Source organism: Streptomyces sp. NPDC050528 (assembly GCF_044457795.1).
Taxonomy (GTDB): Bacteria; Actinomycetota; Actinomycetes; order Streptomycetales; family Streptomycetaceae; genus Streptomyces.
The window spans coordinates 473,328-497,984 of the sequence record NZ_JBITHH010000006.1 but is presented as its reverse complement, the minus strand read 5'-3'; the positions used below and the strand labels follow the sequence as shown (position 1 = coordinate 497,984).

Annotated in this window: 26 protein-coding genes; 17 read left to right on the top strand and 9 right to left on the bottom strand. The window is 70.0% G+C overall.

Annotation, left to right across the window (positions count from 1 at the left end):
• Window positions 1–12 precede the first annotated feature (12 nt).
• Window positions 13–660 carry a thymidine kinase gene (locus tag ACIBK4_RS23450; RefSeq protein ID WP_398997114.1) on the top strand — a complete coding sequence of 216 codons (648 nt, stop codon included), beginning with the start codon at window positions 13–15 and terminating at the stop codon, window positions 658–660.
• A gap of 10 nt (window positions 661–670) precedes the next feature.
• Here ACIBK4_RS23450 and ACIBK4_RS23445 read toward each other — a convergent pair whose 3' ends face one another.
• Both ACIBK4_RS23445 and ACIBK4_RS23440 read right to left on the bottom strand, forming a co-directional pair.
• A complete protein-coding gene (locus ACIBK4_RS23445) occupies window positions 671–1,165 on the bottom strand; it encodes a DUF4352 domain-containing protein (protein WP_398997111.1) in 495 nt (164 codons plus the stop codon).
• A 73-nt stretch (window positions 1,166–1,238) separates the two neighbouring features.
• A complete protein-coding gene (locus ACIBK4_RS23440; protein ID WP_398997109.1) occupies window positions 1,239–2,042 on the bottom strand; it encodes a VOC family protein in 804 nt (267 codons plus the stop codon).
• A gap of 321 nt (window positions 2,043–2,363) precedes the next feature.
• Between ACIBK4_RS23440 and ACIBK4_RS23435 the strand changes: the two genes are divergently transcribed.
• Window positions 2,364–3,215 (top strand): sulfurtransferase, encoded by an 852-nt coding sequence (locus ACIBK4_RS23435; RefSeq protein WP_398997107.1) that lies wholly within the window; start codon window positions 2,364–2,366, stop codon window positions 3,213–3,215.
• A gap of 115 nt (window positions 3,216–3,330) precedes the next feature.
• Here the strand turns inward: ACIBK4_RS23435 and sepH are convergent, their stop codons facing one another.
• The gene (sepH, locus tag ACIBK4_RS23430) at window positions 3,331–4,356 is read right to left on the bottom strand and encodes a septation protein SepH (RefSeq protein WP_398997105.1); all 1,026 of its coding nucleotides are present in this window, start codon (window positions 4,354–4,356) and stop codon (window positions 3,331–3,333) included.
• Window positions 4,357–4,837: 481 nt separating this feature from the next.
• Here sepH and ACIBK4_RS23425 point away from each other — a divergent pair, with 481 nt between their 5' ends.
• Complete coding sequence (locus ACIBK4_RS23425; RefSeq protein WP_398997103.1) at window positions 4,838–5,578, top strand: hypothetical protein; 741 nt, start codon at window positions 4,838–4,840, stop codon at window positions 5,576–5,578.
• Here the strand turns inward: ACIBK4_RS23425 and ACIBK4_RS23420 are convergent.
• The gene (locus ACIBK4_RS23420) at window positions 5,502–6,821 is read right to left on the bottom strand and encodes a D-arabinono-1,4-lactone oxidase (protein WP_398997101.1); all 1,320 of its coding nucleotides are present in this window, start codon (window positions 6,819–6,821) and stop codon (window positions 5,502–5,504) included. The two genes, ACIBK4_RS23425 and ACIBK4_RS23420, sit on opposite strands and share 77 nt — an antisense overlap.
• Window positions 6,781–8,025 (bottom strand): MFS transporter, encoded by a 1,245-nt coding sequence (locus ACIBK4_RS23415; RefSeq protein WP_398997099.1) that lies wholly within the window; start codon window positions 8,023–8,025, stop codon window positions 6,781–6,783. Before ACIBK4_RS23415 ends, ACIBK4_RS23420 begins: the two co-directional genes overlap by 41 nt.
• A gap of 246 nt (window positions 8,026–8,271) precedes the next feature.
• Between ACIBK4_RS23415 and ACIBK4_RS23410 the strand changes: the two genes are divergently transcribed.
• Both ACIBK4_RS23410 and ACIBK4_RS23405 read left to right on the top strand, forming a co-directional pair.
• On the top strand, window positions 8,272–9,399 hold the full coding sequence (locus ACIBK4_RS23410) for a ferrochelatase (RefSeq protein ID WP_398997097.1): 1,128 nt from the start codon (window positions 8,272–8,274) through the stop codon (window positions 9,397–9,399).
• 8 nt (window positions 9,400–9,407) lie between these two features.
• The gene (locus ACIBK4_RS23405) at window positions 9,408–10,223 is read left to right on the top strand and encodes an inositol monophosphatase family protein (protein WP_398997094.1); all 816 of its coding nucleotides are present in this window, start codon (window positions 9,408–9,410) and stop codon (window positions 10,221–10,223) included.
• 417 nt (window positions 10,224–10,640) lie between these two features.
• Here ACIBK4_RS23405 and ACIBK4_RS23400 read toward each other — a convergent pair whose 3' ends face one another.
• Window positions 10,641–10,814: a hypothetical protein gene (locus tag ACIBK4_RS23400; RefSeq protein ID WP_019061061.1), complete on the bottom strand. Its 174-nt coding sequence runs from the start codon at window positions 10,812–10,814 to the stop codon at window positions 10,641–10,643.
• Between the two features lie 415 nt (window positions 10,815–11,229).
• On the opposite strand from ACIBK4_RS23400, the gene ACIBK4_RS23395 reads away from it, so the two are divergent.
• The 4 genes from ACIBK4_RS23395 (at window position 11,230) to ACIBK4_RS23380 (ending at window position 14,763) form a co-directional block, all read left to right on the top strand.
• Window positions 11,230–11,883: a response regulator transcription factor gene (locus ACIBK4_RS23395; protein ID WP_010983842.1), complete on the top strand. Its 654-nt coding sequence runs from the start codon at window positions 11,230–11,232 to the stop codon at window positions 11,881–11,883.
• 6 nt (window positions 11,884–11,889) lie between these two features.
• A complete protein-coding gene (locus tag ACIBK4_RS23390) occupies window positions 11,890–13,140 on the top strand; it encodes a HAMP domain-containing sensor histidine kinase (protein WP_366429213.1) in 1,251 nt (416 codons plus the stop codon).
• Window positions 13,141–13,535: 395 nt separating this feature from the next.
• The gene (locus ACIBK4_RS23385; protein ID WP_005481602.1) at window positions 13,536–13,832 is read left to right on the top strand and encodes a DUF4193 domain-containing protein; all 297 of its coding nucleotides are present in this window, start codon (window positions 13,536–13,538) and stop codon (window positions 13,830–13,832) included.
• Between the two features lie 13 nt (window positions 13,833–13,845).
• A complete protein-coding gene (locus tag ACIBK4_RS23380) occupies window positions 13,846–14,763 on the top strand; it encodes a hypothetical protein (protein WP_398997091.1) in 918 nt (305 codons plus the stop codon).
• A gap of 7 nt (window positions 14,764–14,770) precedes the next feature.
• Here ACIBK4_RS23380 and ACIBK4_RS23375 read toward each other — a convergent pair whose 3' ends face one another.
• Window positions 14,771–15,235, bottom strand: a complete 465-nt coding sequence (locus ACIBK4_RS23375; protein WP_366493333.1) for a DUF3093 domain-containing protein — start codon at window positions 15,233–15,235, stop codon at window positions 14,771–14,773.
• Between the two features lie 58 nt (window positions 15,236–15,293).
• Between ACIBK4_RS23375 and ACIBK4_RS23370 the strand changes: the two genes are divergently transcribed.
• The 8 genes from ACIBK4_RS23370 (at window position 15,294) to ACIBK4_RS23335 (ending at window position 23,116) form a co-directional block, all read left to right on the top strand.
• Complete coding sequence (locus ACIBK4_RS23370; RefSeq protein ID WP_328828230.1) at window positions 15,294–15,878, top strand: PaaI family thioesterase; 585 nt, start codon at window positions 15,294–15,296, stop codon at window positions 15,876–15,878.
• Window positions 15,875–16,390 carry a dUTP diphosphatase gene (dut, locus tag ACIBK4_RS23365; protein ID WP_398997088.1) on the top strand — a complete coding sequence of 172 codons (516 nt, stop codon included), beginning with the start codon at window positions 15,875–15,877 and terminating at the stop codon, window positions 16,388–16,390. The genes ACIBK4_RS23370 and dut overlap by 4 nt, the downstream gene beginning before the upstream one ends.
• Before the next feature lies 1 nt (window position 16,391).
• Window positions 16,392–17,147, top strand: a complete 756-nt coding sequence (locus ACIBK4_RS23360; protein ID WP_033283953.1) for a DUF3710 domain-containing protein — start codon at window positions 16,392–16,394, stop codon at window positions 17,145–17,147.
• Window positions 17,148–17,316: 169 nt separating this feature from the next.
• Window positions 17,317–18,492, top strand: coding sequence for an alginate lyase family protein (locus ACIBK4_RS23355; protein ID WP_398997086.1), 1,176 nt, complete (start codon window positions 17,317–17,319; stop codon window positions 18,490–18,492).
• A 152-nt stretch (window positions 18,493–18,644) separates the two neighbouring features.
• Window positions 18,645–21,230 carry an ATP-binding protein gene (locus tag ACIBK4_RS23350; RefSeq protein ID WP_398997084.1) on the top strand — a complete coding sequence of 862 codons (2,586 nt, stop codon included), beginning with the start codon at window positions 18,645–18,647 and terminating at the stop codon, window positions 21,228–21,230.
• The gene (locus tag ACIBK4_RS23345) at window positions 21,227–21,910 is read left to right on the top strand and encodes a response regulator (protein WP_381251119.1); all 684 of its coding nucleotides are present in this window, start codon (window positions 21,227–21,229) and stop codon (window positions 21,908–21,910) included. The genes ACIBK4_RS23350 and ACIBK4_RS23345 overlap by 4 nt, the downstream gene beginning before the upstream one ends.
• Before the next feature lie 45 nt (window positions 21,911–21,955).
• On the top strand, window positions 21,956–22,354 hold the full coding sequence (locus ACIBK4_RS23340) for an OB-fold nucleic acid binding domain-containing protein (protein WP_078652621.1): 399 nt from the start codon (window positions 21,956–21,958) through the stop codon (window positions 22,352–22,354).
• A 3-nt stretch (window positions 22,355–22,357) separates the two neighbouring features.
• Window positions 22,358–23,116, top strand: a complete 759-nt coding sequence (locus ACIBK4_RS23335) for a DUF3159 domain-containing protein (RefSeq protein WP_398997082.1) — start codon at window positions 22,358–22,360, stop codon at window positions 23,114–23,116.
• Between the two features lie 154 nt (window positions 23,117–23,270).
• Here the strand turns inward: ACIBK4_RS23335 and ACIBK4_RS23330 are convergent, their stop codons facing one another.
• Window positions 23,271–23,948 carry a TrkA family potassium uptake protein gene (locus ACIBK4_RS23330; RefSeq protein ID WP_019061074.1) on the bottom strand — a complete coding sequence of 226 codons (678 nt, stop codon included), beginning with the start codon at window positions 23,946–23,948 and terminating at the stop codon, window positions 23,271–23,273.
• A complete protein-coding gene (locus ACIBK4_RS23325) occupies window positions 23,948–24,619 on the bottom strand; it encodes a TrkA family potassium uptake protein (RefSeq protein WP_033283949.1) in 672 nt (223 codons plus the stop codon). The genes ACIBK4_RS23330 and ACIBK4_RS23325 overlap by 1 nt, the downstream gene beginning before the upstream one ends.
• Window positions 24,620–24,657: the final 38 nt, after the last annotated feature.

The following is a 24,657-nucleotide window of genomic DNA, read 5'->3' as shown; positions in this document are numbered from 1 at the left end:
GCTCAACTCCCCATGCCCGAGCTGGTGTTCTTCTCCGGAACGATGGACTGCGGGAAGTCGACCCTGGCGCTCCAGATCGAGCACAACCGCTCGGCACGCGGCCTGGCGGGGATGATCTTCACCCGGGACGACCGCGCGGGCGAGGGAAAGCTTTCCTCACGCCTGGGCCTGGTCACCGACGCGGTGGAGGTCGAGGACGAGCAGGACCTGTACGCGTACGTCGTCGACCACCTCTCCCAGGGCGGCCGCGCGGACTACGTCATCGCCGACGAGGCACAGTTCCTGGCGCCCGTGCAGATCGACCAACTCGCGCGCATGGTCGACGACCTGGGTCTCGACGTCTACGCCTTCGGTATTACGACCGACTTCCGCTCCAAGCTCTTCCCCGGCTCCCAGCGCCTGGTCGAACTCGCCGACCGCGTGGAGGTCCTCCAGGTCGAGGCCCTGTGCTGGTGCGGCGCCCGCGCCACCCACAACGCCCGCACGATAGGCGGCGAGATGGTCGTCGAGGGCGCGCAAGTCGTCGTGGGCGACGTCAACCAGGCGGAAGCGGTCGGCTACGAGGTCCTGTGCCGCCGCCATCACCGCCGCCGCATGACGGCCGCCACGGCCCGGGCGGCGGCCCTGTCGCCGGACGTCCTGCCGATGACGTCGGCCTAGGACCGAGCGCTCACGGCACCTGCCACTCGCCGACGTCGTCGGAGAAGCCGCTGTCCATGGCGAACTGGACGGTGACGACCCGGGAGGTGTTCGGCACCTCGAAGGTGATGAAGCCGAGGGCCGCCTTCCCGGGGCTGATCGTGACGCTGCCCGGGAACGACGGACCGGCTGTGGAATCGTTCAACGATGAGGAGAATCGCTGCCCGTCCTTGTCGATCACGGTCGCACCGTTCGACGGTGAGTCGTCGTAGACGGCCGTGCCCGTGTTCTTCAGCCGGAACCGGACGGCCACCAGATGGTCTCCCGCGCTCGGCCTGAGGAAGGAGTCCTTGGCGTGCGCCGGCTCGACGACCTTGGTCACCGTGACGTCCAGGGTCTCGCCGGACTCGAAGCCCTTGAGATGCAGGGTGTCCCCGACCTTGGAGTCAGTGGTTCCCAAAGGCGCCAGAGCCAGCGCCGGAACGGCCAACAGACACGTCAACAGCGGTGCCGTACGACGACGCATCGCTCCTCCAGGTGTGCGGAGCGGCTGATGACTCCATGATCCGCCCGCGCCGCACCGGAGGCGACCCGAGGGGCTAGCGCGGCCCCTCGATCACCGAGAACATCGCGCCCTCGGGGTCCGCGACCGTCGCCACGCGCCCGTGGGGGCTGTCGTGGGCCGGTGCCAGGGTGTGGCCGCCGAGGTCCGTGACGCGGCGCAGGGCCTCGTCCGTGTCGGCGACCTCGAAGTACGTCATCCAGTGCGGGCCCCGGTCGCGGGGCAGGGCGGTGCCGACGCCATGGATGCCGGCGACCGGGTGGCCGTCCAGGTGCAGGGTCACGTAGTCGAAGTCGGCGGAGCCCACCGGCACTTCCTCGTAGCCGAACACCGCCTCGTAGAACTTGGCGACGCTCGCGGTCTCGGAGGTCAGCAGCTCGTTCCAGGCGGGGGTGCCGGGGACGCCGGTGATGGTCGTGCCGAGGTGTTCGGCGGCCTGCCAGATGCCGAACACGGCCCCCGACGGGTCGGAGCCGATCGCCAGGCGGCCGGCTTCGGCCGCGTCCAGGGGGCCCACCCCGACCGTGCCGCCGCACATCCGTACCGTCTCGGCCGTCTGGTCAACGTCGTCCGAGGCGAGATACGGCGTCCACGCGATGGGCAGATGCCGGTCCGGCGGCAGCTGGCCGATGCCGGCCACCTCCTGGCCGTCGAGCAGGGCCCGCGCGTAGGGGCCGAGCTGCTGTGGACCGGGCTGAAACTCCCAGCCGAACAGCTCTCCGTAGAACTCCTGAGTCGTGGCCATCCCGTGCACCATCAGACTCACCCAGCAGGGTGTGCCCTGCGTCCGCCGAGTGTGTGTGTCGCCGTTCAGGTCGGCCGACCCCCGTGCCTCGGTCATCGTCACCTTCTCCTAGGCCCCTCGCGGTGGCCGTGTCGCTTCCGCTCTGCGGATCCGCGTGCTGCACGCGCGTGCACGCCCCGTGCCGATGCTCGCACCCTCCGTGGCGCACCGCGCCCCGGCCGCGCCGTCGACGGGCGGCTCACGTGGAGAGGATGGTCGATCTGCGGTCACTCGTCCGTTTCCGGATGATTGCCTGGGGGTGTCCATCGGCTGTACAGCATGTGCTCGTTCCCGTACGCCTCGTGATCGAGGCTGTCCGGCCGAGCAGAGTAGTCGGACCTGGACGCGGCGGCCACCCCTTGCGCAAGGATGGTGGCCATGAACGCCATCATCTCCGCATCCGAACTGGCGAGCGATCTGGCCGGGATGAACCCGCCGGTCCTGCTCGACGTCCGCTGGCAGCTCAGCGTCGCGAAGGCCGCAGGTGAACCGCCCTTCGACGGCCACGCCGCGTACGCGAGCGGGCACATCCCAAGTGCCGTCTACGTAGACCTCGATCAGGAACTCGCCTCGGCCCCCGGCGCCCACGGCCGCCACCCGCTTCCCGACACCGCGCGTTTCGGCGCGGCGATGCGCCACGCGGGCGTGTCGGTCGATCGCCCGGTCGTTGTGTACGACGGCGGCCAGGGCTGGGCGGCGGCACGCGCGTGGTGGCTGCTCCGCTGGACGGGTCACCCGGACGTGCGGGTCCTCGACGGCGGCCTTCCCTCCTGGGAGGGGTCCTTGGAGACGGCCGCACCGACCCCGGCCGAGGGCGACTTCACCCCGGAACCGGGCGCCGTGGACCTCCTCGACGCCGACGGAGCCGCCGCACTCGCCCGCACCGGCGTCCTGTTCGACGCCCGCGCGGGGGAGCGTTACCGGGGCGAGGTGGAACCGATCGACCGGGTCGGCGGCCACATCCCGGGTGCCCTGTCCGCCCCGACCAACGAGAACGTGGGCCCGGACGGCCGCTTCCTCCCGGCGGACCAACTGGCCGCCCGCTTCAAGTCCCTTGGCGCCACGGAGGGTTCGGGCGTCGGCGTCTACTGCGGCTCGGGCGTCTCGGGCGCCCACGAGGTGCTGGCCCTGGCGGTCGCCGGATTCCCGGCCGCGCTCTACGTGGGCTCCTGGTCGGAGTGGTCCTCGGACCCGGAGCGCCCGGTCGCCGTGGGCCCGGACCCCCAGTAGTACCCGTACATCTGTAGTACCCGTATCCCTGTACGACGACGGGGGCCCGCCACCGAACCGGCGCGGGCCCCCGTCGTCGTACGGGCAACTGCCGTACTACGCCTGCTGTTTCCTGCTACTCCTGCTTCTTCCTACGCGTCCCGAAGACGATCTCGTCCCAGCTCGGAACGGCCGCTCTGCGGCCCGGACGGACGCCGTCCGCCTCGGCCTGGCGGTCGGTGGAGCCGATGAGTCGGTCGCGATGGGCTCCTACGGAGCGGGGCATCAGGACGTCCGCGTACGCCGAACCGGCCGAGGCCGCGGGTGCCGGGGGCTCCTCCGCCTCCGGTTCCACGACGGGCTCCTCCGGGGGGTCCGAGGGGCGCTCGGGGACCACCATGTCGCCGCGGAAGCTCGGTACCGCCTCCAGGAGGCTGGTCAGCGAGTCGCGCTCGCTCTCCTCGACCGGCTCGGGCGACGGCAGCGCGGGACGCTCCGGGCGCTCCAGGGCGCGGTCCAGCGGCCGGTCCCGGGGCAGCCGGGCGATCCGCGGCACGAACGGGAAGCTGGGCTCGGGCGTCGAGGCGAGATCGTCGGACTCGCCGATCAGCGAGCGCGCCTCGTCGTCGACGGCCTGGACGAGCCGCCGGGGCGGGTCGTACGTCCAGCTCGCCGAGTGCGGTTCGCCAGCGACCCGGTAGACCAGCAGGACCTCCCAGGTGCCGTCGTCGCGGCGCCAGGAGTCCCACTGGACGGTGTCCTTCTCGGCACCGCGCAGCGTCAGTCGCTCCTGGACGGCCTCGCCGAGCTGGGGGCCGGCGTTCTCGCCGGGCCGGCGGACCGGAGTCTTCCGGGCCCGCTCGGCCATGAAGGCGCGCTCGGCGAGGACGGGGCCCTCGAAGCGGCGCACCCGATCGACGGGGATACCCGCGAGCTGGGCGACCTCCTCGGCGGAGGCGCCGGCGCGTATACGTGCCTGAATGTCTCGGGGGCGGAGATGGCTCTCCACCTCGATCTCGATCTGGCCGAGGCGGGGACGGTCGCCGCGTACAGCGGCGCGCAGACGCTCGTCAATCGGAAGCGTGTACTCCGTGCTGTCCGCAGCCTTCAGCACCAGCCGTGTGCCGTCGTTAGAGACGGCCACGACACGCAGTTCGGGCATGGGGACCTCCCGGGTGGTGCCTGCCGACGTCACGTGCGTCGCTGCTTCCGCTAGTCGAGTGTGGCCTGCCCGGGTGCAGCCTGCCACAACCTTGCCGAGTTGCCCGGCGTGTCGGGCACGGGCCCTGACTCGCCGTTATGGCACGGTTACCTATTCGCAACGCTAAGTGACCAACTACGTCACCCTGTGCAACTGGCCCCCTCTGAGCGGTCCATTGAGGCCGCGGACGCCCTGGCAGGAGACCGCACCCAGGGCTCGCAACAGTACTCCATTTGGACCACGTGCGTGGATTGGCACGCCGCCCAACTTCTTGTGGGGGGCGGGACTTGGCGGCCTGGGGCGGGGTTCGGGTGATCTTGAAAGTGGCGTACTTCACGCAATGGCCCGAAACGGAACTATTGGTTTCGGCCGTACGTCCCTTTGTCGTACAGATAGTTGATCAGGTACGAGAAAGTGCGAGAAAGCGAGGCTGGGTCCCGGAATGCGTGCAAGGCCCGATGTCAGCAAGAGGCGGATCGATCTGAGCGTCCCTCAAGTCGCGGGAAGTGCGGTGGCGGCGGTGGTGGCCGCCAAACTCGCCTCCTACTTCGGGGTCTACGGCACGATCCTCGGCGCCGGCGTCGTGAGCGCGATAGCCACCTCCGGAGGCACCGTCTTCCAGCACTTCTTCAGCCGGACGGGCGCCCAGCTCCGGGAGGCGACCGTCACCTCCAGGGCGGCGGAACAAATCCCCGTGCGTCCAGGGGAGTTCACGGAGGGCACGGTCTACCGCGCGCGGGTGGGCGGTCGGAGCTGGAAGCGCCCGGTGCTCGCCGCGGCCCTCGTCTTCGGGGTCACGATGACCGGGATCACCGTCTACGAACTGGTGTCCGGCGACAGCTTCAGCGGCGGCAAGGGCACCACGGTCAGCGCCGCCGTCACCGGCCACGACACCTCGTCGTCCTCCAAGTCCGGTGAGGACGAGCCCACTCCGGCCGATTCCCCGTCCACCTCCTCGAACGGTTCGTCGGCCGACCCGGAGACGTCATCCGGCTCGACCGACACCGGCACACCGTCCAACAGCGGTGCTACGACGTCGAGTCCGACGCCGACACCCAGCGCCTCGGACGGCGGCGGTACGCCGACCTCCACGCCGAGCGCGTCGGCTACTGACCCAACACCCGCCGCAAGTAGTCGTTCTGGAACCGGCGATCAGGATCCAGCCGATCCCGCAACGCCGTGAACTCGCCGAAGCGCGGATAGACCCCGGCGAAGTACTCCGCGTCCCGGGTGTGCACCTTGCCCCAGTGCGGGCGGCCCTCGTGCGCGGTGAGGATGCGCTCGGCGGCGGTGAAGTACGCCTGGTAGGGCGTGCCCTTGAACATGTGCACGGCGATGTAGGCGCTGTCCCGGCCGGAAGCGGTGGACAGGGCGATGTCGTCCGCCGGGGCGGTGCGGACCTCGACCGGGTAACTGATCCTGAAGTCGGAACGGTCGACCATCGCCTTGAGTTCCCGCAGCGTGTCCACCAGGGCCGCGCGCGGGACGGCGTACTCCATCTCCACGAACCGGACCCGGCGGGGCGATGTGTAGACCTTGTAGGGGATGTCCGTGTACGTCCGCGTGGACCAGGCCCGGGTGGAGATCTGCGCGATGGTCGGGATGGTCGCGGGTGCCGCGCGGCCGACCATGTTGGCCACCTGCCAGAGGCCGTTGGAGACGAACTCGTCCTCGAACCAGCCGGCCATTTTGCCCACCGGCTGCTCGGGGCCGGCGCTGCGGTTGTTGCGCTTGGTGTTGGTGCTCGCGGTGTGCGGGAACCAGTAGAACTCGAAGTGCTCGTTCTCGGCCCAGAGTTCGTCGAAGCGTCCGGTGACCTCGTCGAAGGTCATCGGCTCCTCGCGGGCCGTGAGCAGGAAGACGGGTTCCACGGCGAAGGTGATCGCGGTGACGACGCCCAGGGCGCCGAGGCCTATGCGGGCCGCCGCGAAGATCTCCGGGTTCTCCTTGTCGGAGCAGGTCAGCACCGAGCCGTCGGCGGTAACCAGCTCAAGTCCCTTGATCTGGGCGGCTATCGAGGCCGACTCGCGGCCGGTGCCGTGGGTGCCGGTGCTGATCGCCCCGGAGACCGTCTGCTCCATGATGTCGCCCATGTTCGTGAGCGACAGACCCTCGCGCGCGAGAGCCATGTTGAGTCTCTTGAGCGGGGTGCCCGCCTCAACCGTGACCGTCAAGGCATCGCGATCAATATTGCGGATGCCGGTCAATAGTTGAGGGCGGATCAACACACCGTCAGTGGCGGCGATCGACGTGAAGGAGTGCCCGCTGCCGACGGCCTTCACCGTCAGACCGTCCTCACCGGCCCTCCGTACGGCGGCGGCCAGTTCCTCGACGGAGGCGGGCGTGACCTCCCGCGCGGGACGGGACGCGACCGTTCCGCCCCAGTTACGCCACGTGCCGTTCTTCGCGCTCGCTGTGGTGCTCAACGGTGCCTCCCCGACCCGGCGCCGGTCTGCTGAGCCGGCGGTACCCGAGGAAACCGACCGCGACCGCGACGGCACCGGCGACGACCGGAACCCCGTACCCGGCACGCGCGCCGGCTGCGTCGATCACCCAGCCGGCGACGGAGGAGCCGAGCGCGACCCCGACCGCCAGGCCGGTGCTCACCCAGGTCATGCCCTCGGTGAGCTTCGCGCGAGGTACGTGCTCTTCTATGAGGGACATCGTCGTGATCATCGTGGGTGCGATGGACAGGCCCGCAAGGAACAGCGCCACGGCCAGAAGCGGCAAGTTTCCGACCAGTAGGAGGGGGATCATACTCACGGCCATCGTGCATATGCCCAGCAGCCATCGACGTTCCGGGGCTCCCCGGAAGCGCAGCAGCCCGAACACGACGCCCGCCACACAGGAGCCCGCCGCGTACAGCGCGAGCACGACACTGGCGCCCCCCTTGTGACCCTGCTCGTCGGCGAACGCGACGGTGACCACGTCCACCGCCCCGAAGATCGCCCCCGTCGCCACGAAGGTGGCCACCAGCACCTGGAGACCGGCCGCCCGCAGCGCCGAACCACCGCCGTTGTCGCCACGCGCGCGTGGATGCGGCGCGGGCTCAGTGGCACGCTGCGCGGTCAGCCAGAACACACCGACCGCCAGGAAGCAGGCGGCCAGCAGCGGACCGGCCTCCGGGAACCACGCCGTGGACAGCCCGATGGAGATGATCGGCCCGAAGATGAAGCACACCTCGTCGACCACGGACTCCAGGGAGTACGCCGTGTGCAGCTGCGGGGTGCCCCGGTAGATCGCCGCCCAGCGCGCGCGGACCATCGCGCCCAGGCTCGGCACCGACCCGATGCCGGCGGCGCACACGAACAGCATCCAGTCCGGCCACTCGAAACGCGCGGCCAGCAGCAGCCCGGCCGCCGCGACCAGCGCCACGAGCGTCGCCGGACGCAGCACCCGCCGCTGCCCGTACTGGTCGACCCAGCGCGAGATCCGCGGCCCGATCGCGGCGGCGGCCAGCGCGATGGTGGCCGACAGGGCGCCCGCGAGCCCGTAGCGCCCGTTGATCTGGGAGATCATCGTGACCACGCCGATGCCCATCATCGACAAGGGCATACGGCCGAGGAACCCCGCGGCGGAGAAGGCCCTGGAGCCGGGTGCGGCGAACAGGGCGCGATAGGGGCTGGGCACGGTGTCTCCGGTCGGGAAAGAGCAGTGGCGGCTCGGTGCTGATGCGGTGGCGGCTCGGTAAGGTGCGAACGCGGCTGATACAGCTTACGAGCAGGTGGGCCCCGATGCACCCGCCCGTGACGCGCCGGATCTCCGCCCGGATCCCCTGTCGAATCTCCGCCGGTCGCCGCCGGAATCTCCGTCCCGATCCCCGTCCGGCACCCCGCCGTTTCCCGGCTGTCAGTGGCGGGTGGCAGGATCGGAGGCATGCCAGACGCGCTCGATGCCACCCCCTACGACGCCCTGCTCCTGCTCTCGTTCGGCGGCCCCGAAGGCCCGGACGACGTGGTTCCGTTCCTGGAGAACGTGACGCGTGGGCGGGGCATCCCCAAGGAACGCCTCAAGGAAGTGGGCCAGCACTACTTCCTGTTCGGCGGGGTCAGCCCGATCAACGACCAGAACCGCGCCCTCCTGGACGCTCTCCGCAAGGACTTCGCGGACCACGGCCTGGACCTGCCGGTCTACTGGGGCAACCGCAACTGGGCGCCGTACCTGACGGACACCCTGCGCGAGATGGTCGCCGACGGCCGCCGCCGCATCCTGGTCCTCGCCACCAGCGCCTACGCGTCGTACTCGGGCTGCCGGCAGTACCGCGAGAACCTCGCGGACTCCCTGGCCGCGTTGGAGGCCGAGGACCTCGACCTCCCGAAGGTCGACAAGCTGCGCCACTACTTCAACCACCCCGGCTTCCTGGAGCCGATGATCGACGGCGTCATCGAGTCCCTCGCCGACCTCCCCGAGGACGTCCGCGACGGCGCGCACCTCGCCTTCTCGACCCACTCCATCCCGACCGCCGCGGCCGACAGCTCCGGCCCGGTCGAGGACCACGGGGACGGCGGCGCGTACGTCGAGGAGCACCTGGACGTGGCCCGGCTCATCGCCGACGCCGTCCGCGAGCGCACCGGCGTCGACCACCCCTGGCAGCTCGTCTACCAGTCCCGCTCCGGCGCCCCGCACATCCCCTGGCTGGAGCCCGACATCTGCGACCACCTGGAGGAGCGCCACGCGGCCGGCGTCCCCGCGGTCGTCATGGCACCCATCGGCTTCGTCTCCGACCACATGGAGGTCCTCTACGACCTCGACACGGAGGCCACGGCCAAGGCCGCCGAACTGGGCTTGCCCGTACGCCGATCGGCCACCGTGGGCGCCGATCCGCGCTTCGCCGCCGCGATCCGCGAGCTGGTCCTGGAGCGCGCCGCCGTCGAGAGCGGCCGGCAGGTCACGCCCTGCGCCCTGGGCGCGCTCGGCGCCGGCCACAACCTCTGCCCGGTCGGCTGCTGCCCCGCCCGCGCCCCCCGCCCCGCCGCCGCGGGCGCCGACAGCCCCTACGCCTGAGGAGCGCCGTGACCGACCCCCTGCACCAGGAACTGCTCGCCCTCGCCCAGGAGGCCGCCCACAAGGCCGGCGCCCTGCTGCGGGACGGGCGCCCGGCCGACCTCGCGGTCGCCGCCACGAAGTCCAGCCCGATCGACGTCGTCACCGAGATGGACATCGCCGCCGAGAAGCTGATCACCGGCCTGATCTCCGAACAGCGCCCCGATGACGGCTTCCTGGGCGAGGAGGGCGCCTCCGTAGAGGGCACCAGCGGAGTCCGCTGGGTCATCGACCCGCTCGACGGCACGGTCAACTACCTCTACGGACTGCCCACTTGGTCCGTCTCCATCGCCGCCGAGCTGCACGGCGAGACCGTCGCCGGGGTCGTCGCGGCCCCGATGCGGGGCGAGACGTTCCACGCGGTGCTCGGCGGCGGGGCGTGGGCCACGGGCGCGTGGGAGGGCGAACGCAGGCTCACCTGCCGGTCGGCTGCGCCGCTGGAGCAGGCATTGGTCTCGACCGGCTTCAACTACGTCACCGAGGTTCGCTCCCACCAGGCCGACGTGGCCCAGAAGTTGATCCCGTTGCTGCGTGACATCCGGCGGGGCGGTTCGGCGGCGGTCGACCTGTGCGATGTGGCCGCGGGACGCCTGGACGGCTACTACGAGCGGGGGTTGAACCCGTGGGACCTCGCGGCCGGGGACCTGATCGCCCGTGAGGCGGGCGCCCTGACCGGTGGACGCCCCGGAGAGCGCCCCGCACGCGATCTGGCGATCGCGGGCACCCCGGGAGTCTTCGAACCCCTCCAGCGGCTGTTGGAGGATTTCGGGGCCTGGCACGACTGACGTGAGTGGTGGGGGCCTGGGTCGGTGTTGAGTTGGTGTCGGGTGGGTGGGCCGGTGTGGGCCGGGTGCCGGGTGGCGATACGTGGCGGTGTTGGTCGGGTGCCGGCTGGGAGTGTGCCGGTGTTGGTCAGGCACCCCGCGCGCACCTCTTGTTGGTTCGGTCGCCTTCGGGGCGCTGCCGTGCTCGATATGCGCCTACCGGCGCGTGGCGGTGTCGAGAGCCCCACCGTGCTCGACCCTTCGGGCCTCCGCGCGCTGGGGCTCTCGACACCGGCGCGCCCCTGCGGCTCCCTCTCGGCCGTCCGCGTGGGGACAGTTGGAGTTGGTGGGCCCGCACCGTTTGTTGCGGTGGGCGAAAAGCAGCAGGCCCCCGGCGCTGGATTCGCCGGGGGCCTGCTTTTCTGCTGGCCGCACTGATCAGACGCTCGTCGCGCCGACCTCCACACCGTGGTCGGCGGCGAGGCGGCGCAGGTCGTCGAGCTCGGCCTGTTCCACCTCGACGAGGAAGTCGTCGCCCTCGTCACGAGCCCGCGTCAGGTCGGTCTCGGTCGCCCTTATGCGCTGCAGAAGTCCTGCGGTGAATGCGTCCATGCTGCGCCCCCTCGTCCTGGGTCGTGGGTCGTTTGGCACGGGGGTGTGCCGTTCGGAAGGGGCGATCACGTCTGCGGATGGGGTGCCCAGCGCTGCCCTGGCTGGGCGGCGACGGTGCCGGACACCCACGCCCGCTCTGCGGAAGCGGTTGGACGTACCACAAGGTGGCTTGCCACGTGCAGAGCGTGATCGCGGGGTGTAAAGCCGTCCTCCCCCCGCTCCCTTCCGTGGAAACCTCAACCCACCGAGAAAATCCCGCATTCCCGGGCCTCACACCGGACCTTCATCTTGCCCCGAGCCGCCTTACAGCCGACTTATGGCCGAAAAGGGCAGGATGGAGGTCACACAGCCACGAAGACCCTGCCCGCGTGCGCCGAGGCGCGCTACGCGGGTGGACAGAGGAAGGACAAGCGACGTGCGCGTACTCGTCGTCGAGGACGAGCAGCTGCTCGCCGATGCGGTGGCCACCGGACTGCGCCGGGAGGCCATGGCCGTCGACGTCGTGTACGACGGTGCGGCCGCCCTGGAGCGTATCGGCGTCAACGACTACGACGTGGTCGTCCTCGACCGCGACCTCCCGCTCGTGCACGGCGACGACGTCTGCCGCAAGATCGTCGAGCTCGGCATGCCCACCCGCGTGCTCATGCTCACCGCGTCCGGCGACGTCAGCGACCGTGTCGAGGGCCTGGAGATCGGCGCCGACGATTATCTGCCCAAGCCCTTCGCGTTCAGCGAGCTGACGGCACGCGTGCGTGCCCTCGGCCGGCGCACCAGCGTGCCGCTGCCGCCCGTCCTGGAGCGCGCCGGCATCAAGCTCGACCCGAACCGCCGCGAGGTGTTCCGCGACGGCAAGGAAGTCCAGCTCGCGCCCAAGGAGTTCGCCGTTCTTGAGGTGCTGCTGCGCAGCGAGGGCGCCGTGGTCTCCGCGGAGCAGCTCCTGGAGAAGGCCTGGGACGAGAACACGGACCCGTTCACCAACGTCGTGCGCGTCACCGTGATGACCCTGCGCCGCAAGCTCGGCGAGCCCCCGGTCATCGTCACCGTCCCCGGCTCCGGATACCGGATCTGATCCACTGTGGCCACGACCCCCGCGCCTCCCCAGGCGCCCCCGAAGCCCACGTGGGACCCCAGAAGGCCCGAACCGCCGTTCCCCTGGCTGCGCCCCACCATCCGCATAAGGCTCACGCTGCTGTACGGCGGCATGTTCCTGATCGCCGGCATCCTGCTGCTCTCGATCATCTACCTGCTCGCCGCGCAGGCGCTGAACACGGGCAACGAACCGCTGTTCAAGATCGTGGACGGCGATTCGATCAAGGTCACCAGCGACAGCTGCACCGCGGTGAACAACGCGAGCAACATCCCGCTGACGCAGTTCAACGCCGCGATCAGCGAGTGCATCGACCACCAGCGCCAGGCGGCCCTGGACAACCTCCTCAGCCGCTCGCTGCTGGCCCTGCTGGGCCTCGCGATCATCGCCTTCGCGTTCGGCTACGCGATGGCGGGCCGGGTGCTGTCGCCGCTCGGCCGGATCACCCGCACCGCCCGCGCGGTGGCCGGATCGGACCTGTCCCGCCGGATCGAGCTGGACGGCCCGGACGACGAACTCAAGGAACTCGCGGACACCTTCGACGAGATGCTGGAGCGGCTGCAGAGAGCCTTCACCGCCCAGCAGCGCTTCGTGGGCAACGCCTCGCACGAGCTGAGGACGCCGCTCGCGATCAACCGCACGCTCCTGGAAGTGCATCTGTCCGATCCCGGCGCCCCCATGGAGCTGCAACAGCTGGGCAAGACGCTGCTCGCCACCAACGAGCGCAGCGAGCAGCTCGTGGAGGGCCTGCTGCTGCTCGCCCGCAGCGACAACCAGATCGTCGAGCGCAAGCCCGTGGACCTCGCCGAGGTCGCCGAGCAGGCCGTCGACCAGGTGCACGGCGAGGCGGCCGCCAAGGGCGTGGTGATCCGCGGCGAGCAGAAGCCCGCGGTCGTCCAGGGCAACGGCGTCCTGCTGGAGCGGATCGCCCTGAACCTGGTGCAGAACGCGGTGCGCTACAACGTGCCGGAGGACGGCTGGGTCGAGGTCACGACCGAGGTGCAGCACGGCCACGCGGTGCTGGTCGTCTCGAACACGGGTCCGGTGGTCCCGGCGTACGAGATCGACAACCTCTTCGAGCCCTTCAGACGGCTGCGTACGGAGCGAACGGGCAGCGACAAGGGTGTGGGCCTCGGTCTGTCGATCGCGCGGTCCGTGGCGCGCGCTCACGGCGGCCACATCTCGGCCCAGCCGCGTGAGGGGGGTGGACTCGTGATGCGAGTCACCCTGCCCATCTGAGATCATGTCGCCGACACACGAGGATGTTCGCTTTGCGCGGAATTTTCTGGCCGCTTTTCCGGCATCCCCGTGTGTGATCGATCACAAGCGCGATTTTCAGGCCATCTACTCTCCGTGATCATGCACCCTGTCGGAAAGCCGGGAAAATCCGGGTTTTCGGGGGTCTTGATCACGGGAAGTACACGATGAGGTGCCTTTGAAGAGCGGCACGAGGACCGTGTACGGTCCCCTTCGCCATCCAAGCCGATCACTCTTGAGGGGTCCGGTTGGGTGTCGATTGAGTAACAGACCTTGATGTGAGGCAAAATCTCCGCCTCAGGTCGGGCACAAGTCCGGCCTCTCACGCGTTACGTGCGCTGGAGACACCGCAGACACCCAGAGGGGGAGAGCGCGACATGGCAACGGATTACGACACCCCACGCAAGACCGACGACGACGTCGACTCGGACAGCCTTGAAGAACTCAAGGCGCGTAGGAACGACAAGTCGACTTCCGCAGTGGACGTCGACGAATTCGAGGCGGCCGAGGGCCTCGAACTGCCCGGAGCGGACCTCTCGAACGAAGAGCTGGCCGTCCGGGTGCTGCCCAAGCAGCAGGACGAGTTCACTTGCATGAGCTGCTTCCTGGTGCACCACCGCAGCCAGCTGGCCCGCGAGAAGAACGGCCAGCCGATCTGCCGCGACTGCGACTGAGGAGGGGTCGGCCGTGACTGGCTCGACCCCACCCTGGAAGCGCCGCTCCCGCAGGCCGGGAGCGGACGAAGGACCGACAGACGGTCCTCATGGCGCGCGTGACGACGAGCGGGGCTCATCCGACCAGGGATCAGCCTCGCTCGAACCGGCGGCCGACCGGGCTGACCTCCCGGTGCCGGCGGATGTTCCCGCAGCCGCCCCCGTTGCCAAGCGACGGGTGGCGGTGATCCGGGACAAGGCCAAGGAAGGCGTCCGCAAGGGCGGCAGCCGGGCCAGGGCCGGTCTGGCGTACCTCGCCGACCGGATCATCGACATAGCCCCGCGGATCCCCGTACGGGACCTTGAGGCGCTTCGGCGACAGTTCCCGGGCCTCGGCCCCGAACAGCTCGCCGACAAACTGGTGGCGGGCGCGGCGAACGCGACGTCGACCGTCGGCGCGGGCATCGGTGCCGCGGCGATGCTGCCGGTGCCGCCAGCGATGCCAACCGAACTCGCCGCCGAGATCACCGGCGTCGCCGCGATCGAGCTGAAGCTGATCGCCGAGCTCTACGAGGTCTACGGCGTCCGTCCGCCCGGCGACCTCCGGCAGCGCAGCACCGCGTATCTGAACTCCTGGTCCGGGGAGCGCGGTATCGACGTGACCAAGCCGTCGACCATGAGCGCGGCCCTGAACGGCCACATGAAGCGCGAGCTGCGCCAGCAGATCATGAAGCGCATGGTCCGCGACCTGCCGAACCTGATGCCCTTCATGGTCGGCGCCGCCGTCGGAGCGGTCATGAACCGCCGGGACACCAAGAAACTCGCCGAGCGCATCCGCAAGGACCTGCGCAAGGCCCAGGTCCCGTGGGACGCGCTGCCCGAACTCCCGCCCCTGGAGGCCCCGCCGGACCCGATCCGGATGGATGAGATCCCGAAGGAACTCGGTCGCTGAAGAGGCCCTAGACGGCTGCCGCGCGGGCAGTCTTCAGGGCCTCCGCCAGCCGCTCCGGCTCGCGGGTGGACAGATACAGGTACGGCGTCGGGTCGTCCGGGTCGGTGACCTCGACGCGCAGTGCCCTGGGGATGTACGAGCGCAGCAGCAGGAAGGCGCGGGTGTCGGCCTTGTAGGTCCGCCAGGCGCGCGCCTCCTCCGGGTCCAGGATCTCCGCCTCGCCCAGGGCCGTCACCGGGATCTTCGCCTCGCCGGCGATCAGCTGGTCGCCCACGATCCGGATGCGGAGCGAGCCGTAGGAACTGGCCATCACGGAGGCGGCAGCGGTGCCGCCGACCAGGCCGCCGAGGAGCGGCAGGGTGCCGAAGGGCAGCAGGATCAGGGCGAAGGAGACGCCCACCAGGAACGAGATGAACCACCACGAACGGGGGGCGGTGAGGCGCTCGTCGTAGGGGGAGGCGGAAAGCTGCATGAAGCCAAGCTTGGCACGGTGTCGGGAACCTACCGACGCGCGGGTAAGGTCTGCGGCTGTGAGTGGTACTTCTCCAGCTCTTAAGCCTCCGTCCGACGCCGTGAAACCGGTGCGGCACCCGGACGCGCCCGCGCCCGGTGAGCTGCTCGGTGCGCACTACGAACAGTGTTTCGGATGTGGCGGCGACCAGCCGCACGGGCTGCATCTGGCGGCGCGGGCAGGCGAGGGCGTGACCATCACCGCCGAGTTCACCGTGCGGGCCGCCCACCAGGGCGCCCCGGGTCTCGCGCACGGCGGGGTGCTCGCCAGCGCGCTGGACGAGACCCTCGGCTCGCTGAACTGGCTGCTGCGGACGATCGCGGTGACCGGGCGCCTGGAGACCGACTTCGTCCGGCCGGTGCCCGTGGACACCGTGCTGTACCTGGAGGCCGAGGTGACGGCCGTGGCCGGCCGGAAGATCTACTCGACCGCCACCGGACGCATCGGCGGCCCCGACGGACCCGTCGCGGTGCGCGCCGACGCGCTCTTCGTCGAGGTGAAGGTCGACCACTTCATCGACAACGGCCGCCCGCAGGAGATCCGGGCCGCCATGGACGACCCGGACCAGGTCCGGCGTACCCGTGCCTTCGAGGTGAACCCGTGAGCCGTAGCCCTCTGGACGTGCTGATCCGGCGCGTCGACCCGGACGTACCGCTTCCGTCGTACGAGCATCCCGGTGACGCGGGAGCCGATCTGCGGACCACCGAGAGCCGGGAACTGAAGCCGGGTGAACGGGCCGTACTGCCCACGGGGGTGTCTATCGCTCTCCCCGACGGGTACGCGGCCTTCGTGCACCCTCGTTCGGGGCTCGCCGCCCGCTGCGGTGTTGCCCTGGTGAATGCCCCGGGGACGGTTGATGCCGGGTACCGTGGGGAGATCAAGGTGATCGTGGTGAATCTCGACCCGTACGAGTCGGTTCGGTTCGAGCGCTTCGACCGGATCGCCCAGCTGGTCGTCCAGCAGGTCGAGAGGGTCCGCTTCCAGGAGGTCGCGGAGCTTCCCGGATCGGCGCGGGCCGAGGGGGGCTTCGGGTCCACCGGCGGTCACGCCGCCGTGGGCGGCACTACGGGTGGGAATCGATACGCTTCGGTCGTATCCGACCGGGAAGGACAGTGACGTGTTCGGACGTCGCAAGAAGGGCACTGCCGCCGAGGACGCGGCGAGCGAGGCCGAGCAGGTCGTCGACGACGTCGACACTGAGGCGGACGAGTCGGTCGAGCGCGTGAAGCTCGAACCGGAGCCCCGCCCCGACGGACCCTGGGACGACTCGGAGATCGGCGACCCCGCCGAGGGCCGGGTGGACCTGGGCGGTCTGTTCGTGCCGGGAGTCGACGGCATGGAGTTGCGGGTCGAGGTCGCGGGTGACGCGATCGTCGCCGCCACCGTGGTCCTCAAGGACAGTGCCATCCAGTTGCAGGCCTTCGCCGCTCCCAAGCGCGAGGGCATCTGGGGTGAGGTCCGCGAGGAGATCGCCAGCGGCATCACCCAGCAGGGCGGCATCGTCGACGAGGTCGAGGGGCCGCTGGGCTGGGAGCTGCGTGCGCAGGTTCCGGTCCAACTGCCGGACGGCACGGGCGGTTTCCAGGTCGTGCGGTTCGTCGGTGTGGACGGTTCGCGCTGGTTCCTGCGCGGGGTGATCTCCGGGCAGGGCGCGGTGCAGCCGCAGGCGGCCGGTCTGCTGGAGCAGATCTTCCGGGACACGGTCGTCGTGCGCGGCGAGGGCCCGATGGCGCCCCGCGACCCGATCGTCCTGAAGCTGCCGAACGACGCCCAGATGGTTCCCGAGGGCGTCCAGCAGGAGGAGGCGGGTTCGCGCTTCTCCGGCGGCATGGGCCAGCTGCAGCGCGGGCCGGAGGTCACCGAGATCCGCTAGCGGGAACAGACGTAGAACAGACGTAGACGAAAGGGTCGTACCCCTCCCCGGGGTGCGGCCCTTCGTCGTGCGCGCACTCTTGACGGCTCATTGGTCCGTACCTATGGTCTCGGCTCAACGCCCAAGTTCATGAGGGTGCTCTGTGTTCACATACGAGAACGGAGTCACCGTGCGCCGCGCTGCCCTGCTCTCCGTCGTCACCGCGCTGGTCCTGGGTTTCTTCGCCCAGCCCGGCACCGCCGCCCAGGCGGCCCCCGCCACCTTCGTCCATCCCGGAGTCGACGTCTCCCGGAGCCAGTTGGACTTCGCCCGCACCGAGGTCCTCGCCGGCGCCCAGCCCTGGAAGGGCGCCTACGACCAGATGATGGCCAGCTCCTACGCCAGCCTGACCCGCACCCCGAAGCCCAGGGCCGTCGTCGAGTGCGGCTCGTACTCCAACCCCAACTACGGCTGCACCGACGAGCGCGAGGACGCGATCGCGGCCTACACCGACGCGCTCGCCTGGTACATCACCAAGGACGCGCGCTACGCCCAGAAGGCCATCGAGATCATGGACGCCTGGTCGGCCACGATCACCAGCCACACCAACAGCAACGCGCCCCTGCAGACCGGCTGGGCCGGCGCCTCCTGGCCCAAGGCCGCCGAGATCATCAAGTACACGTACACCGGCACGTGGACCAACTCGGCCCGCTTCGCGACCATGCTGCGCAACGTGTACCTCCCCGAGATCATCAACGGCTCCAATTCCAACGGGAACTGGGAGCTGACGATGATGGACGCCGCCGTCGGCATCTCCGTCTTCCTGGAGGACAAGACGTCGTACGACAAGGCCATGGCGATCTTCCGCACCCGTACCGCCGCGTACATCTACCTCGCCTCGGACGGTTCCGTACCGAAGACCGTGCCGAGCCAGAACCTCAACACCACCGCGAAGATCGTCAGTTACTGGCAGGGCCAGTCGACCTTCGTCACCGGGCTCACCCAGGAGACGTGCCGCGACTTCACGCACACCGGCTACGGCCTCTCGTCGATCTCGCACGTCGCCGAGACCAGCCGGATCCAGGGCACGGACCTCTACGGCACGGACGTCGGCGAGCGGCTGCGCCAGGCGCTCGGGTTCCAGTCGAAGTACCAGCTGGGGGAGGCCGTGCCGAGCTGGCTCTGCGGCGGCTCGCTGACCCTCGGCCTCGGGCCGGTCACCGAGGTCGGCTACAACGCCCTGCACAACCGCCTGGGCATCGCGATGACCAACACCCAGACGCTCACGCTCAACAACCGCCCGGCCGGCACGAACAACCTCTTCGTGGCCTGGGAGACGCTCACGCACGGCGACAACCCCAACTGAACAGCGCCGGACCCTGATGCCCGTACGGTGCCGTACGGGCATCAGGGTTGTGTCAAAGACGTCCCTGAGTGCACTCCTCACCCCATTTGTCGGACTTATTGGCCGTAAAGTCGACGCTGCGTACACAGGTGTGACGGGAAGACAATGGGGCCATGGGACGCGGCAAGCTTCGGATCTACCTCGGTGCGGCACCGGGCGTCGGCAAGACGTACGCCATGCTGTCCGAGGCCCACCGCAGGGTGGAGCGGGGCACGGACTGCGTGGTCGCCTTCGTGGAGCACCACGGGAGGGCCCGCACCGAGGTGATGCTGCACGGGCTGGAGCAGGTGCCGCGCGCGGAGCTGGCGTACCGGGGGACCGTTTTCAGCGAGATGGACGTCGACGCGGTGCTGCGCCGGGCGCCCGCCGTCGCCCTGGTGGACGAACTCGCCCACACCAACATCCCGGGCTCCCGCAACACCAAGCGCTGGCAGGACATCGAGGAGCTGCTCGCGGCCGGGATCGATGTGGTGTCCACCGTCAACATTCAGCATCTGGAGTCCCTCGGTGATGTCGTCGAGTCGATCACCGGGGTCCGGCAGCAGGAGACCGTGCCGGACGAGGTCGTACGGCGGGCCGATCAGATCGAGCTCGTCGACATGTCGCCCCAGGCGCTCCGGCGGCGGATGGCGCACGGCAACATCTACAAGCCCGACAAGGTCGACGCGGCCCTCTCGAATTACTTCCGGCCCGGAAACCTCACCGCCCTGCGGGAGTTGGCGCTGCTGTGGGTGGCCGACCGGGTCGACGAGTATCTCCAGGAGTACCGCAGTGAGCACCAGGTCTCCGCGATCTGGGGTTCGCGCGAGCGCATCGTCGTCGGGCTGACCGGCGGCCCCGAAGGGCGGACGCTGATACGGCGGGCCGCGCGGCTCGCCGAGAAGGGGGCCGGTGGCGAGGTGCTGGCCGTCTACATCTCCCGCAGCGACGGGCTGACCTCTGCCTCACCGAAGGAACTCGCCCTCCAGCGCACCCTCGCCGAGGACCTCGGCGGCACCTTCCACCACGTCGTCGGCGACGACATCCCGGCCGCGCTGCTCGACTTCGCGCGCGGGGTGAACGCCACCCAGATCGTCCTCGGCTCCTCGCGCCGCAAGACCTGGCAGTACGTCTTCGGGCCCGGGGTGGGCGCCACGGTCGCCCGCGAGTCCGGGCCCGACCTGGACGTCCACATCGTCACCCACGAAGAGGTCGCCAAGGGACGCGGGCTGCCCGTGTCCCGGGGTGCGCGGCTCGGGCGGGCGCGGATCGTCTCCGGGTGGCTGGTCGGGGTCATCGGTCCTGTGGGGCTCGCGTTCCTGCTGAACGCCGTCCACCTCGGGCTCGCCAACGACATGCTGCTCTTCCTGTCGCTGACGGTGGCGGCGGCGCTGCTCGGCGGGCTGGCTCCCGCGCTGGTCTCGGCGGCCCTCGGCTCGTTCCTGCTGAACTACTACTACACGCCCCCGCTGCACCGGCTGACGATCGCCGACCCCAAGAACATCGTCGCCATCGCGATCTTCGTCGGCGTCGCCGTGTCCGTGGCCTCCGTGGTCGACCTCGCCGCGCGGCGCACCCAGCAGGCCGCCAGACTGCGCGCCGAGTCCGAGATCCTGTCCTTCCTCGCGGGCAGCGTGCTGCGCGGCGAGACCAGCCTTGAGGCGCTTCTGGAGCGCGTCCGGGAGACCTTCGGCATGGAGTCCGTCGCCCTGCTGGAGCGCAAGAGCGACGTGGAGCCCTGGACCTGTGCCGGCCGGGTCGGCGTGGGCGCGCCGCTGGAGCGGCCCGAGGACGGCGATGTGGACATGCCGGTCGGCGACCACATGGCCCTCGCGCTGACCGGCCGCGTGCTGCCCGCCTCCGACCGCCGGGTGCTGGCCGCCTTCGCCGCGCAGGCAGCCGTCGTACTGGACCGCAGGCGCCTGCGCGAGGAGGCCGACCAGGCCCGCGCGCTCGCCGAGGGCAACCGCATCCGTACGGCCCTCCTGGCGGCCGTGAGCCACGATCTGCGGACCCCGCTGGCCGGCATCAAGGCGGCCGTGTCGAGTCTGCGGTCCGACGACGTGGCGTGGTCCGAGGAGGACCAGGCCGAGCTGCTTGAGGGCATCGAGGACGGCGCCGACCGGCTCGACCACCTCGTGGGCAACCTGCTCGACATGTCCCGCCTCCAGACCGGTACGGTCACGCCGATCATCCGCGAAATCGACCTGGACGAGGTCGTGCCGATGGCGCTGGGCGGGGTCCCCGAAGGCAGCGCCGAACTCGACATCCCGGAGACGTTGCCCATGGTGGCCGTCGACCCCGGGCTCCTGGAGCGCGCGGTTGCCAACCTGGTCGAGAACGCGGTCAAGTACAGCCCGCCCGGCGAAACCGTCCTGGTGTCCGCCAGCGCCATCGCCGACCGCGTCGAGGTACGAGTGGTCGACCGCGGCCCCGGAGTCCCTGACGAGGCCAAGGACCGCATTTTCGAGCCCTTCCAGCGCTACGGCGACGCCCCGCGCGGCGCCGGAGTCGGACTCGGGCTCGCCGTGGCGCGCGGCTTCACCGAGGCGATGAACGGCACCCTGAACGCCGAGGACACGCCCGGCGGAGGCCTCACCATGGTGCTCACGCTCCGCGCGGCGAAGCCTTTCGACCCCGCGCCGGCCGACAGCGCCGTGGAAGAAGTACACGACGTGCGACACATGCAGGACGTGCAACCGGAAAGGCAGGTCTCATGACCAGGGTCCTCGTGGTCGAGGATGAGCCGCAGATCGTGCGGGCCCTCGTGATCAACCTCAAGGCGCGGAAGTACGAGGTCGACGCGGCCGCCGACGGCAAGACCGCCCTCGACCTCGCCGCCTCCCGGCATCCCGATGTGGTCGTGCTCGACCTGGGGCTGCCCGACATGGACGGCGTCGAGGTGATCCGGGGGCTGCGCGGCTGGACCCGGGTGCCGATCCTGGTGCTGTCCGCGCGGCACTCCTCCGACGAGAAGGTCGAGGCGCTGGACGCGGGGGCCGACGACTACGTGACCAAGCCGTTCGGGATGGACGAGCTGCTGGCGCGGCTGCGGGCCGCCGTGCGCCGGGCCGAGCCCACCGGGGGCGGCGAGGACGACGTCCTGGTCGAGACCGACGAGTTCACCGTCGACCTGGCCGCCAAGAAGGTCCAGCGCGACGGGCGGGACGTACGGCTCACCCCCACGGAGTGGCATCTGCTGGAGGTGCTCGTGCGCAACACCGGGCGGCTGGTGAGCCAGAAGCAGCTGCTCCAGGAGGTGTGGGGGCCGTCGTACGGGACCGAGACGAACTACCTCCGTGTCTACATGGCGCAGCTGCGGCGGAAGCTGGAGACGGACCCCGCGCATCCGAAGCACTTCATCACGGAGCCCGGTATGGGCTACCGGTTCGAGCGCTAGGGCCGTGGGTACGTTGCTGTCAGTGGACCCCGGTACGCTTCAGATATGAGCGCTGTCCCTCGTTCCGAAAAGCCGGCCGGACGGTTCCGGCGCATGCTCGACCGGCTCTCCACCTCGCAGGAGGACCTGGAGTCGGAGGAGCTGCGTGAGGACGCCGAGACCGAGGGCTGTGTCCGGATCGGCGACTGCCACGACCGACAGATCGTGACGGTTACTGGTACCTTGCGCACGGTTACGCTGCGCCCCCGGGCGGGCGTGCCGGCCCTGGAGGCCGAGCTGTTCGACGGTTCGGCCGCCCTGGACGTGGTGTGGCTCGGCAGGCGCTCCATCGTGGGGATAGAACCGGGGCGCAAGCTGATCGCGTCCGGCCGGATCTCGATGAGCCGGGGCCGCCGGGTGCTCTTCAACCCGAAATACGAACTGAAACCCCTCGGACGGGAGTAGCCGGTGACGTCGCTCGACAAGCCGACCGCGGACACCGTGGACGCCGAAGACAGAGAGCAGGATGTCCGGGCGGTGACCGAGGCGGCTCTCTTCGAGGCGTTCGGCGGACTGCGCGGCATGATCGAAACGGTCCTGCCCGGGCTGCTCTTCGTCAGCATCTTCACCGTCAACAAGAACCTGCACTGGTCGGCGATCGCCGCCCTGGCCGTGGCGCTCGCCCTGGTCGTGGTCCGGCTGGCGACCCGGGACACTGTCAAGCACGCCTTCAGCGGTGTCTTCGGCGTCGCCTTCGGTGTCGTCTTCGCGATGATGACGGGCAACGCCAAGAACTTCTATCTCCCCGGCATGCTCTACACGCTGGGCCTGGCGCTCGCGTACATCGTCACGACCCTCGCCGGCGTCCCGCTGATCGGCCTCATCCTCGGCCCGGTCTTCAAGGAGAACCTCTCCTGGCGGACCCGCAACCCCGGCCGCAAGAAGGCCTACGCGAAGGCCAGTTGGGCCTGGGGCCTGATCCTGCTCGCCAAGTGCGCGATCCTCTTCCCGCTCTACTGGTGGGCCAACACCGCCCAACTCGGCTGGGTCCTGGTCGCGTTGAAGATCCCGCCCTTCCTCCTCGCCGTCTGGCTGACCTGGGTCTTCCTCGCGAAGGCGCCCGCGCCGATCGACGTGTTCGCGGAGATGGAGGCGGAGGAACAGGCCGAGAAGGAGCGCAAGGCTGCCGCCGGGGAGGTCGGTGCACGACACCGGCGTGATGGGTGACCGTTCGTCGCGGTGAGCGTCCCTGGGGGCTCTGCCCCCAGACCCCCGAGGCCTTTGCCCACCCAGCCACCCGTTTACTGGCAACAGAGAAGTGAAGCTGGAAGGGCGCCCTGCAATCCCAGGGCGCCCTTCCTCGTCGTACACGTACAACTGATCAGCTCGCCGCGTCCTCCCGGCGCACCGACAGCAGGTCCTCCAGCTGCTCCTCGCGTGCCTGAGCCGCCACGAACAGGAGTTCGTCGCCGGCCTCCAGGGAGTCCTCGCGGGACGGGGTCAGCACGCGGGTGCCGCGGATGATCGTGACCAAGGACGTGTCCTCGGGCCACTCCACGTCGCCGACCTGGGTGCCGGCCAGGGCCGACTCCTCCGGCAACGTCAGTTCCACCAGGTTCGCGTCGCCGTGGCTGAAGCGGAGCAGGCGGACGAGGTCGCCGACCGACACCGCCTCCTCGACCAGGGCCGACATCAGGCGGGGGGTGGAGACGGCCACGTCGACGCCCCAGGACTCGTTGAAGAGCCATTCGTTCTTCGGGTTGTTGACGCGGGCGACGACGCGCGGGACGCCGTACTCCGTCTTCGCGAGGAGGGAGACGACGAGGTTGACCTTGTCGTCGCCGGTCGCGGCGATCACGACGTTGCAGCGCTGCAACGCCGCCTCGTCCAGGGACGTGATCTCGCAGGCGTCGGCCAGCAGCCACTCCGCCTGGGGGACCCGCTCGACCGAGATCGCGGTCGGGGCCTTGTCGATGAGAAGGATCTCGTGACCGTTCTCCAGGAGCTCTCCGGCGATCGAACGACCGACCGCGCCGGCTCCGGCAATGGCGACCCTCATCAGTGACCGCCCTCCTCTTCGGGACCCTTGGCGAACGCCGCCTCGACCTTGTCGACCTCGTCCGTACGCATCATCACGTGCACGAGGTCGCCCTCCTGCAACACGGTCTGCGAAGAGGGCAGCATCGCCTCGCCGAGCCGGGTGAGGAACGCCACGCGGACGCCCGTCTCCTCCTGCAGCTTGCTGATCCGCTGGCCGACCCAGGCGGCCGAGGCGTGCACCTCGGCGAGCTGGACACCGCCGGTGGGGTCCCGCCACAGCGGCTCCGCGCCCGAGGGCAGCAGCCGGCGCAGCATCTGGTCGGCGGTCCAGCGGACCGTGGCCACGGTGGGGATGCCCAGGCGCTGGTAGACCTCGGCGCGGCGGGGGTCGTAGATACGGGCCGCGACGTTCTCCACGCCGAACATCTCGCGGGCGACGCGCGCCGAGATGATGTTCGAGTTGTCACCGCTGGAGACGGCCGCGAACGCGCCCGCCTCCTCGATGCCGGCCTCGCGCAGGGTGTCCTGGTCGAAGCCGACCCCGGTGACCCGGCGGCCGCCGAATCCGGGGCCCAGCCGACGGAAGGCGGTGGGGTCCTGGTCGATCACGGCGACCGTGTGCCCCTGTTGCTCCAGGGTCTGGGCGAGAGCGGAACCCACTCTGCCGCAGCCCATGATGACGATGTGCACGACCGTCCTTCCGGTGTCCTGAAATCAATGCTCAGCCC

What these genes read in the sequence shown, in the direction of transcription:
- ACIBK4_RS23340 (WP_078652621.1), top strand. Translation starts at nt 21,956, where the DNA reads ATGAGCGCTGTCCCTCGTTCCGAAAAGCCGGCCGGACGGTTCCGGCGC.
- ACIBK4_RS23385 (WP_005481602.1), top strand. Translation starts at nt 13,536, where the DNA reads ATGGCAACGGATTACGACACCCCACGCAAGACCGACGACGACGTCGAC.
- ACIBK4_RS23425 (WP_398997103.1), top strand. Translation starts at nt 4,838, where the DNA reads ATGCGTGCAAGGCCCGATGTCAGCAAGAGGCGGATCGATCTGAGCGTC.
- ACIBK4_RS23410 (WP_398997097.1), top strand. Translation starts at nt 8,272, where the DNA reads ATGCCAGACGCGCTCGATGCCACCCCCTACGACGCCCTGCTCCTGCTC.
- sepH (WP_398997105.1), bottom strand. Translation starts at nt 4,356, where the DNA reads ATGCCCGAACTGCGTGTCGTGGCCGTCTCTAACGACGGCACACGGCTG.
- ACIBK4_RS23375 (WP_366493333.1), bottom strand. Translation starts at nt 15,235, where the DNA reads ATGCAGCTTTCCGCCTCCCCCTACGACGAGCGCCTCACCGCCCCCCGT.
- ACIBK4_RS23345 (WP_381251119.1), top strand. Translation starts at nt 21,227, where the DNA reads ATGACCAGGGTCCTCGTGGTCGAGGATGAGCCGCAGATCGTGCGGGCC.
- ACIBK4_RS23330 (WP_019061074.1), bottom strand. Translation starts at nt 23,948, where the DNA reads ATGAGGGTCGCCATTGCCGGAGCCGGCGCGGTCGGTCGTTCGATCGCC.
- ACIBK4_RS23435 (WP_398997107.1), top strand. Translation starts at nt 2,364, where the DNA reads ATGAACGCCATCATCTCCGCATCCGAACTGGCGAGCGATCTGGCCGGG.
- ACIBK4_RS23450 (WP_398997114.1), top strand. Translation starts at nt 13, where the DNA reads ATGCCCGAGCTGGTGTTCTTCTCCGGAACGATGGACTGCGGGAAGTCG.
- ACIBK4_RS23400 (WP_019061061.1), bottom strand. Translation starts at nt 10,814, where the DNA reads ATGGACGCATTCACCGCAGGACTTCTGCAGCGCATAAGGGCGACCGAG.
- ACIBK4_RS23445 (WP_398997111.1), bottom strand. Translation starts at nt 1,165, where the DNA reads ATGCGTCGTCGTACGGCACCGCTGTTGACGTGTCTGTTGGCCGTTCCG.
- ACIBK4_RS23350 (WP_398997084.1), top strand. Translation starts at nt 18,645, where the DNA reads ATGGGACGCGGCAAGCTTCGGATCTACCTCGGTGCGGCACCGGGCGTC.
- ACIBK4_RS23440 (WP_398997109.1), bottom strand. Translation starts at nt 2,042, where the DNA reads ATGACCGAGGCACGGGGGTCGGCCGACCTGAACGGCGACACACACACT.